The sequence below is a fragment of the Duganella sp. Root336D2 genome (assembly GCF_001425005.1).
In the GTDB taxonomy this organism is placed as follows: domain Bacteria; phylum Pseudomonadota; class Gammaproteobacteria; order Burkholderiales; family Burkholderiaceae_D; genus Rugamonas.
Window position 1 is genome coordinate 136,453 of record NZ_LMDB01000037.1, and the last position, 12,097, is coordinate 148,549.

The window sequence follows — 12,097 nt, forward strand, 5'->3', positions numbered from 1 at the left end:
GGCAGGGTTCCTCCGGGGCCCTGCCTTTTTTGTATCCGGAGTTTGAATGCGTAAAATAATGCTGGCGGTGCTCGCCGCCCTCTCGACTGCAGCCGCCGCGGCGCCGCCGGTTGTCCAAAGTCCTTATAAGTACCTGTCGCCGTGGGACCCGGCGCAGGGCGTGCAGACCTGGGCATTTGCCCGCGGCGAATGCGGCCAGGAGCGCTGGGGCGAGGCCGATGGCGCTGCGGTCGCTGCCGCCAATGTGCCGCGTTTCGTCCAGGCCGGTGTCGGCTATATCGTTTCGACAGGAGGGCAGGGCAATATCTTCACCTGCGCCACCGACGAAGGCATGGAAGCATTTGTGTCGCGCTACCAGTCGCCGCAGCTGATCGGTTTTGACTTTGATATTGAACACGGCCAGACGGCGCAGCAAATCGATGCGCTGGTCGGGCGCATCGCCCTGGCACAGAGGGCGCATCCGCACTTGCGCTTCAGCTTTACCATCGCCACCCACGCCGCCTCTGACGGCAGCGGGCGCAGCCTCAATGAGACAGGTGAACAGGTGCTGGCGGCGTTGCGCAGGCATGGCGTGCAAGAATTTGTGCTGAACCTGATGGTGATGGATTATGGGCCGGCAAGCCGAAAGGTATGCGTGGCGCGGCGCGGACGCTGCGATATGGGCGCTTCTGCCGTGCAGGCCGCGCACAACGTGCATCGCAAGTACCAGGTGCCGTATGCGCAGATTGAACTGACGCCGATGATCGGCGTAAACGACGTGTTGGAAAACGTGTACAGCCTGGAGGATGCGCGCGCCACTGCCGCAGCGGTGCGCAAGTTGGGCATGGCGGGAATCCATTATTGGTCGCTCGACCGCGACCAGCCGTGCAGCAAGCCGTCGAAGGCGGCGGAGGCGGCCTGTAGCTCGATGGGAGATGTACCGGCAGGCGCCTACCAGCGCATCCTGGCACCGGCTGATTCGCGCGTGCGCGAGGCGGCACAATGACTGCTGCCGCACGCTACCAATCGCTGGACGTCCTGCGCGGCCTGACGGTCGCCCTGATGATCATCGTGAATACGCCGGGCAGCTGGAGTCACGTCTATGCGCCGCTGCTGCATGCGCCCTGGCATGGATTTACGCCGACGGACTGGGTCTTCCCATGCTTCCTGTTCGTGGTGGGCAATGCGCTTGCGTTCACACTGCCGCGCTATGAAGGCATGGGTGGCAGCGCCGTACTGGCCAAGATCGCCAGGCGGACCTTGACCATCATCGCCCTCGGCCTGCTGCTATGCCTGTTGCCCAAGCTGGGCGGCCCGTTGGGCGAGGTACGACTGCCCGGTGTGCTGCAGCGCATTGGACTGTGCTTCGGCATTGCGGCGCTGGTGCTGCATTACCTGGGTGAGCGCGGCGCCGTGGTATTCAGTGTCGCCGCGCTGTTCGGCCATTGGCTGGTCATGGGGCTGTTCGGCGACTACACATTGGAAGGCAATGCTGGACGGGCCATCGACTTGTGGGTATTTGGCGCCGCTCACCTCTACAAAGGGGAGGGCATTCCCTTTGATCCTGAAGGCTTGCTCGGTACTTTGCCGGCAACGGTGAATGTCATCGGCGGTTACTTCGCCGGCCGATATCTGCGCGAGAGCAAGGCGACCAAGCGCACGCTCGGCATAATGGCCGCTGCCGGCGTGGCGCTGTCGGTGCTGGCCCTGTGCTGGGCGCCCCTGCTGCCGGTCAATAAGAAGTTGTGGACCGCTAGCTATGTACTGCTCTCGACCGGTAGCGCACTGCTCGTGCTGGTAGCCCTGGCGTGGCTCATCGAAGTGCGCGGCGTGCGGCGCTGGACGTATTTCTTCGAAGTGTTCGGCAAGAACACGCTGTTGATCTACATGCTGTCGCAGGTTGCCGTCGTAGTGCTGGACAAGACCGGCTCATACGCACCGCTGGCCGCGGCGCTGGAGCCGCTCGGCAGCCCGAAAGCTGCCTCGCTGGCCTTTGCGCTGCTGTTCATGCTTGCTTGCTGGCTGGTGGGCTACGGGCTGGACAAGCGAAAGATTTACATCAAGGTGTAGAGTTCTGGAACTCGATGCGGTTCGCGTCGTACGTCCATTTGTCGTGTGTGCCGAATGCGCGTACGTTGTCCGGATCTACGTAGCTCTTCTCGGCGCGCTTCAGGCGACGGATTAACGCTGCATCTTCCGGTGCGCCGTTGGCGGGCCCGTACACGTCGCGCCGGATGCTTCCTTTTCGATCGGAACCGCGCCAGATCACGGTAAAGATGCGGGCGGCCGGATCGAAATACATGCGGAAGAAGCCGTCGGTGTTCATATCCTGCAAGTAAAGGCTATCGTCGCGCCATTTTGCAAAGTAATAGTTATCGCACTTGGCTTTGGGTTCGTCCTTCCATTCGCATGACAGCAGGATCACCACGTGCTGTTCATCCAGCTTTCTGATCGAAATGTGGGCCTTGGTGAAGCCCCATTTGCTCACCGGTACGGCGGTCGATGAAGTGAGTTTGTATTCACCTTCGATAGCCGCTATCGGCGACTGTGCGGAGGCTGCGGTGCAGGAGGCGAGAAATGCAAGGGCAGCGAGGTTCATTTTCATGTTGAGTTCTACTGTTCTGACCAAATGGTCAAGTGAAGCAATATTCGGTCTGCGCGGGAGCAAACGAATCCTTCGAGCGGCTCGCCCGTTTTCTTAAGCGTGGTGGTGAACTTTCGGCAGTTGGCCTTGTTGGATAGGTCTACTTTGCCGCCCCTATCTTTATCCAGAATTTGACGGAGGTCTTCAGAGAGCCATGTTCGTGCCGATTCCGGTGCGATATAGATAGAGCCTGTTGGGTCCTTTTGTTCCTCGAACCAGGATTTGTCCGCCTGCAGTTCGGCGACGAGCGTAATGAGAAAGGTCGGTCCCGGCACGCCCCCTGTGTATTCAGGCGTGCCAAAGGTTTCCCAGCGCACGGACTTTGCCGGAATTTGCAACTCAATGATCCCGCGCAGCTTGCCCAGATCATCAGATACGCCCGGCTTTGAAACGTCGGGGCTACACCCAGCAAGAAGGAGAAGGGGCACGGCGATAAGATGGCGGCCGAAAGTCCCGATCATCACTGCTTGCCCTGTCCAGGCAGGACCGCGAAAGGATTTCCTATGTCGCGCGTGTTTATCGGGTTGGAACCCGCTGTCAGGGATACCAGCAGCGATACGGAAAGGACCAGGGTTTTCAATGTTCGGTTTCTTGGAATTCAAATTGGCGAAAATCGCTCGACAGCACGCCTGTCGGACGTCCCTCGATTTCCGGGTAATGACGGAAACTGACCGCCAACCTGCCGTCCACGACCGAGTATTCGGAGAAGGCCGTTTCCTGCTCCATGTTGGCAGGGACGATCGATAGTGAGCAGCTCTCTACCTGTACCTTACCGAGCACTCTGGCTTTTGCACCGCTGATGCTCATGGCATTCACAAATACCTCGCCCCCTGATCCGCACTGGCCCATGCCTTCGCCACCGCTGCTGCGCACAACGGAATTGAACAGGACCACGTTGCGCGACAAGTATGGCTGCAGTTCCATTGGCAGGAAGCGGATGTACTGTTCCATCCCGATCAGCTCCGGGCCAAAGTTCCTGTCAATCCGCTCGACCACGTGCGAGCTGCCGTTGATTGTGATGCTGACCGTGCGCGCTTTCGACCGATAGTCAATCGTCAGCGTCTTGCCGGGCAGGCATAGCGAGGCTCCTGGACGCTGGGTGCCTGGCTGGCAGCCGAAGTCTCTCGACCCGGCGGCCTGCGCAGAAAAGACCACGCAGCATGCGAATACTGCGAGGATATGCGCCAGAGACTTCGCAAAATGGATTGCAGTCATGGTTCGATGCGGGTTAGTCGCTGGATGGCGCAGGCGCCGGTGGAAATTACTTTTCAGGGAAATGTTAATAGACCCGAGCGACGACAAGCCGCTTCATCGATCGTTCACCTCGACATAGACTTGCTGCCAGACTTTATCCATATGGCGCTTGAACGCTGCTTTATCGCTTTCCAGCAGCGCTTTATCGGCTTTGTTCGTGCCGCCCATCGGTTCCTGGCCTTTGAATTTGATCAGGGATTCGCCGCGGATGGCGAACTTCTGCTTGCCTTGGCGCAGGATCACCTTGACGATCGAGGGATCGACGCCGCCGCCGCAGAAGGTCTTGTAGGCGACGGTGACTTCCGCTTTGCCGTCCTTATCCAGGTCGGTGATGGTGGTTGCGCCGGCGAAGAAGGAGGCTGCAATATCGAGCCCGGGGCAATCCACGCCGTCCTTGATGGTCCAGGAAGGCGCCCATTTGCCGTCGGCCTGATCGTAGTAGGCGGCGACCAGTTCGATATGCTCGATACGGCCGTTAGGAGAGGCGCGCGGTTTCTCGGTCAGCAGGAGGATATGCTCGCCAAGCGAGTCGTTCACCTTTTTCCCCAGTACGACCTTGCCGCTGGTTTCGAGGTGGAACTGGCCAATGTCTGACGCAGGTATGGTGACGGAAGCCAGCTCGCTGGCCTGGCTGCTTTGGCAGGCCAGCAGGAGCAGGAAGCAAGCGGAATAGGTGAGGGTGTTCGCAGATCTGTTCATCGTTATTTCCTAGCGAGTCGCGTCGCCTTCCTTCTTGTGCAGCGAGATACCGAAGGCCTTGTTCAAGTCAGCGCAGGAATGGTTGACCAGGCTCTTGCCATCCTTGATTTCCTTCTTTGCAAATTCCGAGTACGCGATCGGGACGAAGAAACGCAGGCTTTTCTTGAATGGCGTGAAGTTGACCTGGTCGGACTGGTTGCCGCCAAGGCAGGCGTAGCTGTCGCCGTCCTTGGCATAGACAAAGGCAACGTGGTGGGTACCCTGCAGCATGATCGCGCCGTACACCGGTTCTTTGATCTCAACGAAGGTGGCATCCAGCGCAACTGCACGGGCGCGGAATGAGTTCTTCCATTTCGAATAAGCCGGCTGGGCGTTGGTCAGGCAATAGGTGACGAACGATGCGCACCAGGCGTTGTCCTTGCCTTCCAGGGAAGTCAGGAATCCGGCACCGGTCAACTTGTGATAGTTGCTTGTCTTGGTAATCGTGCTTTCTGTTTTGCCTGCCCACTTCTTCGCTTCTTCGATAGCGACAGCCATCCACGGCGCGCGCTTCTGGTCAACCGGTATCAATGCCAGCGGTGCGCCGCTGCCTTCCTTGCTGCGTGCCGGCTCGGCAGGCTTGGCCGGGGCTTGCTTTGGCGGCTCAGGTTTCTTTTCCGGTGCACTCTTCTTCGGCGCCTGGGGCAGGGGCGCAGGCTTGGTGGCGCCACCAGCTTTGGCCTGCTTTGCGGACGCCTTGCCATGCACGGAAAGCTTATCGCCGGGGAAAATGCGAGCGATATTCTTGATGTGCGGATTGTCACGCTGGAGTTCGGCGACGGTTGTTTCAAAGTCCTTGGCAATGCGGCCCGCGGTATCACCCGGCTGGACCACATACTGGGTCGGTGTGCGTGCTGCCGGAGCTGCAGGGGCCTTGGTTTCCCCCTTCTTCTTGACTTCCGTCGTGCCCGAGAAAATGTCGAGCGAGTGGATCAGCGCCAGCGTCTTCGACTCCTGCGCCATGACGAACTCGTGTGCCTTCTTCCATTGCCCGTCGACTGCGGTCAGGAAAATCTTGACCTGTTCGCCGGGCGTCAGGTGGACGATGGTCGGCACGCGGCCGCTCTTGTCGGTCTTGGTCTCATGCGCCTTGCCGGCGATTTCCACCTTGACCGGAAGGTCGGCCTTGGGCTTTGCCCCATCGGTGACCACGATATTCGTGGCGGGAACTTCTTTTTCCTTGCGCGTCTCTTTCTTGCCGTGGAAGCCTTCGTGCTTCTCCATCGCATCCATCATGCTTTCGAGCTGAGCGTCCGTCATGCTGGACAGCTTGGTCGTCGTCGGCAAGCCGGTATGCTTGGAAATCACCGTGGCGTACTTTTCCGGATCGTTGCTGTCGGTCTTCGGGGCATAGCCGTAAATGAGCTTGCCCTTGCCGTCGTCGATACCGGTCAGCATGGTGTAAATCGTGCGGTCGTTATAGCGGCTGCGCAGCAAGGCTTTCTTCTGTTTCCGGCCTTCTTCGTAGCTGGAGAAGATCAGGAACGACTTGTTGGTCTTGGTGTCGCCGATGCCGATCGCGCCGTAAATCAACACCCCTTTCTTTCCGGGGCGCAGGTTGCCGGGATTGTTGAAGCGCCAGGCAACGGTGCCTCCGCTGCGAAGCAGGTGGCTGCCGTCGCCGGCGACATAGTCAACGGTCAGGGTGTCGGCGTCGTACTTCGCGCTCAGGAACTCTTTCGTCATGATGGTGCTCTCAACGCGCTGGCTTCAGGAGTGCTTCCTTGGCGAGTATCTCCTCGACGCCATTTTTGACCTTGCCATACGGGCGGGTGAATACCGGCTGCAGCGAATACGCCGGCTGGCCAGGATCGCTGCCATCGGTTTCGACGAATTGGTACCAGGTCGCGTTGGCCGCGCCTGCGGCGCTGTATCCCTTGTCGGAGTTCCTGCTGGCGACGACGAAGTAGGTCCCTTCCTGGCGCGAGACGACAATGCCATCGGCCAGGAGCACGTCGCCTCCGCTTGCGCTTTCCCAGGTAAATTCCATGCCGCTGTTTTTCGGCATCAGCGGAACCTGGTTCCAGTCCTGGTCGCCGTTGGTCTTGAAATAGAAGCTGTAGCTGCGGTGGAAGGAGGTCACATCCTGGTAGCTGCCGACCACCAGGATCAGCTTGCCGGAACTGGTCTGCCATTCATGCAGGCCCTGGCTCATTGGTACTACGTTTTTTGCGGCATATGCCGGCATCGTCATACTAAGGGCTAACAGGGCGCCTAAGAAAAGGCGTTTGATCATTCATCATCTCCAATTGGGGTGCCCATCAGGTGGGCAATCATGTCGGAGTCCAGGAACTGGACATCATCGTCATGCGCCTGCGAGGTGTAGCTCACCAGCAGTTCCGGGCTGTTGTGCATTTCGACGTAATGCTCGAAAGGCGTCGGCGGCACGCCGGCTGCAGCGAAATTAGGCTGTTCGCGCCAGGAGTCGTCGCCGATCAGCAGTTGCAGGTCTTCCTGCTGCGGGAAGTCCTTGCGTGGCAGGCGGCCATCTTTTGGCACCGTTCCTTCGGCCACGACCTTGCCTTTGCCATCCACCAGCTTGTACGGCTGGCCGGTAATTCCCATCAGGTCGCCCAGCTTGTCGCTGCCGGCGAAGGCGAAGCGCAAGCTGTGCGGGCCCGCCTCCGACTTGAATGCTTCCGGCATGCTGACCAGGCCATTTGGCAATGGGGGCAGTTCGGCAGCAGCGGAGCCGGCACCCTGGAAGTCATGCTTGGCCGCTTTGACGGTGAAGTTGCCCGGGCAGGCGAAAGTGATGTTGCCGCCCTCCAGCACGATCGAGGATTGGCCGGCATGCAGCACGATCTTCCTGTTGGCCTTGATCTCGATGCCGTCGTTGACCGACAGGACCACGACTTCCTTGTCGGCCAGGATTTCCAGTTCGCCGGCGTGGGCTTGCAGCGAGACGTCGCCATTGCCGGCAATGGCCTTGATGCCGCCTTCGCGCGTGAACAGGGTGGCGGCATTGCCGGCCACGCTGGAATAGGTCTGGCCGGCAGTCAGGTGCAGGTCGGAGCCGCTGGTCCAGTGCAGCTGCTTGCCGGCGAACAGCAGGGTGGAGGCGGGCGTGGCGAGGTTGATGCTGTCCACGCTGTCGATCACGGCGACCGCGCCACCGAAGCGTTCCACCGGCTTGGCGGGATCGAGGTCGCGTGCGCCATCCTGCGCGCGCTGGGCGGCGTGGCCGTTGACCGCACCGTCGTACTTGCCGTCCTGTTTCGGATCGAGCTGCTTGAGCATGTCCTGCTGCGCCTTGCTTGCTGCCGCGCTGTACAGGGCTTGCTGCTGCGCGGCGGGCTTGGCCAGGCTGTCGGCCAGCTTCTGGCCGGCGCGCAGGCGTTCCACCGCGTCCTCGGCATCAAGCTGGGTCGAGCTGATGCCGCTGCCTTGCGCGCTGCGGCGGCTGGTGGTCAGCAGCAGGCCTTCGCCCGAACGCAGTACGGCCCAGGCGTCGGTGCGCAGCTCGAAGCCGGTGCCGCGGTGCGCGCCGCGCGTGGCTGAATCGGGTGCCTGGTGCACGATATGGCCGAGGTTCAGCTGGCTGGCAGCCGTGCTGCTGGCTAGGCGCATGCGCAACTGCTGGCTGGTGTCGTCCAGCACCCATTGGTTGTAGCCGCCGCCGTCGAGGGCGTGACTATGGATGCCGGAGATGACGCCGGCGTGGTTGGCGGCGGAATCGACGCCGGCCGGGAAGGGCGGCCGGTCACTGCCGGTGTAGAGCTGGGCCACCACGATAGGGCGGTCGATATCGCCTTCGATGAAGTCGACCAGCACTTCGGTGCCGATGCGCGGCGTGAACTGGCTGCCGAAATTCGGCCCGGCCAGTGCTTCCGAGACGCGCACCCAGGTGCCCGAGCTATCGTCGCCCGGTGCATTGCCGTCGGTATCGGTATTGTGGCCGGCGCCGCCCGGATTGGCTCCCGGACCGCGCTGCCATGGGAACTGGATGCGGATTTGCTGGCCGCGCTGCGTGGTGTTGGCAGCGCCGGGCAGGCCGACCACCAGGGCCGTTTGCGCACCCAGCGCCGCGCCTTGCACGCGCAGGGCAGTGGCGGGCGGCACCAGCGGTACGGCGGAGCGCACGCAGGCAAAGCGGTTGCGGTAGGTGCCGGGGGCCACGCCGGGGCCGGCCGTCAACGAAGGCGTGAAGTTGTTGCGGGCTTCGTGTTCGACCCACAGCGCGGTGAATTCGTCGCCGTCGAAGCGGTCATGGCCGGTCAGCGCGAAATCGCTGCCGGCGGCCAGGCGGCGTGCCGAGCCTTCACCGGTGAATTGCTTGTTCGCCAGTTCGGCCGCCTGCAGCATCAGCAGGCTATGGCCGTCCGCCTCACCGCTGGCGGTGTAGCTGCGTTCTTCGCTGCCATCGTAAATCGACATCGATGGCAGTTCGCCGGCATCGAGGTTGCTGGTTTGCTCGGCGGCCGGCGCCGAGACCTGGGCCGGATCCCAGCTGGCGATGCTGATGGCGTTCGGCGCGATGGCGCGGCGCGCGGAAAACTGGTCGATCGAGTCGTCGCGTTCAGTAGCGCGCACGCCGTGGAAGCGCAGGGCTTGCACCACAGGGCGCTCTGCCTGGCTGTCGAACACCACCACGCGGTGGCGCGACTGGCCGTCCTCGCTGGCCTGCTCGTCCTGGTCGTGTTCGAAACGCCAGTTCAAGCCTTCCGACGCCAGGATGCGGCACAGGAACGCGAAGTCGCTTTCGCGGTACTGCGTAATGGTGGCGCGCGGCGCCAGTTCCTGCACCGCGTCGAAATCAAGCCGCACCTGGGTATAGTCGGCCAGCAGCTCCTGCACGACGTCGCGTACCGACTTGTCCTGGAAGATGTAGTTGTCGCGGCGCAGGCGCAGCAGGCCGAGCGCCGGTTCCAGGCGCAGGCGGTAGCGGGCCACGCCGCCATCGGCGCCCAGCCAGCTGGCCTGCGTGCACAGGCCGTGCCATGAACGCTGGCTGCCATCGGGCTGCAACAGGCGGATGGTGAGTTCTTCGCCGATGAACTGACCGAGATCCAGGTTGGTGGAAGTGCTGAGCGCATCGACGTCGAAGCAGAACAGCTCGTTCACGCCTTCGCGGCCGGTAAAACGTTCCGCCATCAGGCTTTCCGGCAAGCCGGATTCCTGGGCGCAGGAGAGCGTCAACAGGCGGCCGTGCTGGGCCAGGCCTGTCCCGAACAACGACCGCATCACGGCAGGGTGATAGTGACGTGGGCCTGGCGCGGCGCCATGCGCACCACGTCGTTATAGGCGCTCACTTGCTGCGCCGTATGGCTGGACAGCGAGGCGCGCAGGCCGATATAGGCCAGCGCCGAGATCAGTGCGAACACGGAGCACAGCACCCACAGCGGCAGGTCGCTGCGCAGCTTGTGCATTACCTGGTCGGGACGTTCGGCATGCGGCGCGAAGCCGGGGCGGCGGCCCTTCATATGGGCGATTTCGTCGCCCAGGCGGCTGGTCAGGTAGCCCAGTTTTTCCGAACCTTCCAGGATGTAGCGGCCCTGGAAGCCAAGCAGCAGGCACATATGGAACACTTCCAGCGCTTCCACGTGTTCGCTGCTGCGGGTGCGCAGCGCGTCCAGGCGGTTGAAGAAGTTCTCGCCGGCGAGCTGGTCGCCGAACAGCGTCAGCTGCAGCGGCTTGAGTTCCCATGCGTCGCGAATCGAGAAGTGGGAGCGCAGGATGATCTCGTCGACTGCGGCGCAGAAGGCGTATTTGGCAGCGTCGATATCGTCGGCGGAAACGTTCTTCTTGCGCGCATTGCGGCCGAAGTCGTCGAGGAAACGCGCCATGCGCGACTGGAATTCGGTGTGGTCTTGCGGGGCGCTGCCGTTTTTCAGCATGAAGAGGGCGTAGAAGCCGTCGTACATCATGTCCAGCAGGGAACCGTTGGCGGCCGGTGCGGCGACTGCTTCGGCGATCAGTGAAGGTGGGGCGATGGTGTTCATGTTCTGCTCTGGTTCAGGAGTTCACAGCGATCAATTCAAGGCGCAATTCGCGCATGCCGGCAGGGGCGTAGATTTCAATGGACTGGGCCTGCAGCATGCGCTCGTACAGCGGGCCTTTGGCATCGAGCGTGAAGTAGCAGGTGTCGGGGCGCACCGGCACTGCAGCCGGCACTTGCGGCGCGTGTGCCAGGCGCACGCCCGGCATGGCGGACAACACCAGCTTTTCCACGTCGTCCGGCGCGCCGACCTTGAAGCGCAGCGGCACCACTTCCACCAGTTCCACAGCCGGCATTTCGGCGCCGACGGCGAGGTAGAAGGTGGTGTCGTCGCTGATCTTGCCGGAATCGAGCATGCCGCGGTGGTGCGCCGGTTTCGGCTGCGACAAGGCGATGGCGAAATAGCGCGAAGAAATCACGGTATCGAGCAGTTCGCGCACGATCATGTAGAGCTGCGAAAACGCCGGACCCGGATCGTCGTGGCGATAGGGCGGCAGGTCGGACAGCGACCAGCTGCGCGAATACGTCATCAACGCGCCGGCCAGCGACAGCAGTTGTTCGTACAGGCGCTCCGGGTGCAGTTCCGGATTATGGTAGTAGTGCGACAGCGATGCGAAGGCGGTGCTGGCCGTATGCAGCAGCCAGAAGGTGGACATGTCGCCGCTGCGGAATTCGATCACGTTGCGGCTTGGCTCGCGATGGTGGCCGTACAGCGCATTGACCTTGGCCTGCAGTGCGTCGAGCAGGCGGCGCAGTTGCAGGTACAGGGGCTGGGCGGTACGGATCGTCAGGCTGGGCGGCACGAAGCTCGGGTCGAGTTCGAAGCCGCCGGTGGACAGGCGGCGCAGGCGCAGCAGCGGCAGGCACACATAGCCTTCGCGCGGCTCGGCATCGGACACCAGCCGCAGCGATTTTTTCAGGAAGGCCAGTTCGGCCTGTGCGGCTTGCGTGTACAGGTCGGGCGTGTCGGCATTGGTTTGCGAGAAGCGCGCGCCATTCGATGGCTGGCCGGCCTGCGCAAAATTGCCGCCGAAATGCTTGAACACGGGCAGGGCGGCATACCAGGTGACGCTGTGCTGCGACTGTGCGAGCTGGCCCAGGTCGATCGCTTCCGGCAGGTTGTCGTGGCCGGGCGCTTCGATCAGTTCACCATCCGGCAGTACCAGCGACAGGTCCAGCAGGCGCAGTGTGTTATGTGCCAGGGCTTCCATGTCGATCGTCAGCCGGTCGACGCCCCATGCATACGGGTGCACGGCTTTTACGCTGCGATGCAAACGGTGCTCGTGATAGCGGTCCTGTTGCTGGAAATGCTGAGGGCGCAAAAACAAGCCTTCGCCCCATAACACCTTGCTGGCCATCTGTGATCCTTCTGATAATTGTTTTCTGGTAAGTGCCAGAACAATAACACCTCCTTGAAAAGCCTGTACTAAAAGGCTCAATCGTGCGCGGGGGTGTGAATATTGGTGAGATTCAATTGTGCGTGGGTAATATTTTTTTTCTGCTAACGTTCGTCGGACGCAACTATTGTAAAAAAGCTATTTGTC

The 12,097-nt window shown here is 61.6% G+C and carries 11 protein-coding genes; 2 read left to right on the forward strand and 9 right to left on the reverse strand.

Annotated features, from left to right (window positions below; translation table 11 throughout):
- The first annotated feature begins 46 nt into the window (after positions 1–46).
- A complete protein-coding gene (locus ASD07_RS25035) occupies positions 47–985 on the forward strand; it encodes a glycosyl hydrolase (protein ID WP_156398177.1) in 939 nt (312 codons plus the stop codon).
- Positions 982–2,049: an acyltransferase family protein gene (locus ASD07_RS25040; protein ID WP_055936802.1), complete on the forward strand. Its 1,068-nt coding sequence runs from the start codon at positions 982–984 to the stop codon at positions 2,047–2,049. Before ASD07_RS25035 ends, ASD07_RS25040 begins: the two co-directional genes overlap by 4 nt.
- On the opposite strand, the gene ASD07_RS25045 is transcribed toward ASD07_RS25040, so the two are convergent.
- From ASD07_RS25045 to tssK, 9 genes are all read right to left on the reverse strand, one after another.
- Positions 2,039–2,584 (reverse strand): hypothetical protein, encoded by a 546-nt coding sequence (locus tag ASD07_RS25045; RefSeq protein ID WP_055936805.1) that lies wholly within the window; start codon positions 2,582–2,584, stop codon positions 2,039–2,041. The genes ASD07_RS25040 and ASD07_RS25045 overlap by 11 nt on opposite strands.
- 8 nt (positions 2,585–2,592) lie before the next feature.
- Positions 2,593–3,084 (reverse strand): hypothetical protein, encoded by a 492-nt coding sequence (locus tag ASD07_RS25050; RefSeq protein WP_057245570.1) that lies wholly within the window; start codon positions 3,082–3,084, stop codon positions 2,593–2,595.
- A gap of 115 nt (positions 3,085–3,199) precedes the next feature.
- Positions 3,200–3,838, reverse strand: coding sequence for a hypothetical protein (locus ASD07_RS25055; RefSeq protein ID WP_055936811.1), 639 nt, complete (start codon positions 3,836–3,838; stop codon positions 3,200–3,202).
- A gap of 93 nt (positions 3,839–3,931) precedes the next feature.
- Complete coding sequence (locus tag ASD07_RS25060; protein WP_055936814.1) at positions 3,932–4,576, reverse strand: M949_RS01915 family surface polysaccharide biosynthesis protein; 645 nt, start codon at positions 4,574–4,576, stop codon at positions 3,932–3,934.
- 9 nt (positions 4,577–4,585) lie between these two features.
- The gene (locus tag ASD07_RS25065; protein ID WP_055936817.1) at positions 4,586–6,301 is read right to left on the reverse strand and encodes a LysM peptidoglycan-binding domain-containing protein; all 1,716 of its coding nucleotides are present in this window, start codon (positions 6,299–6,301) and stop codon (positions 4,586–4,588) included.
- A gap of 10 nt (positions 6,302–6,311) precedes the next feature.
- A complete protein-coding gene (locus tag ASD07_RS25070; RefSeq protein WP_057245568.1) occupies positions 6,312–6,770 on the reverse strand; it encodes a hypothetical protein in 459 nt (152 codons plus the stop codon).
- Between the two features lie 77 nt (positions 6,771–6,847).
- Positions 6,848–9,799, reverse strand: coding sequence for a type VI secretion system Vgr family protein (locus ASD07_RS25075; protein ID WP_055936824.1), 2,952 nt, complete (start codon positions 9,797–9,799; stop codon positions 6,848–6,850).
- Positions 9,799–10,557 carry a type IVB secretion system protein IcmH/DotU gene (gene icmH / locus ASD07_RS25080; protein ID WP_055936828.1) on the reverse strand — a complete coding sequence of 253 codons (759 nt, stop codon included), beginning with the start codon at positions 10,555–10,557 and terminating at the stop codon, positions 9,799–9,801. Before icmH ends, ASD07_RS25075 begins: the two co-directional genes overlap by 1 nt.
- 13 nt (positions 10,558–10,570) lie before the next feature.
- Positions 10,571–11,911 (reverse strand): type VI secretion system baseplate subunit TssK, encoded by a 1,341-nt coding sequence (gene tssK, locus ASD07_RS25085; protein ID WP_055936831.1) that lies wholly within the window; start codon positions 11,909–11,911, stop codon positions 10,571–10,573.
- Positions 11,912–12,097 lie beyond the last annotated feature (186 nt).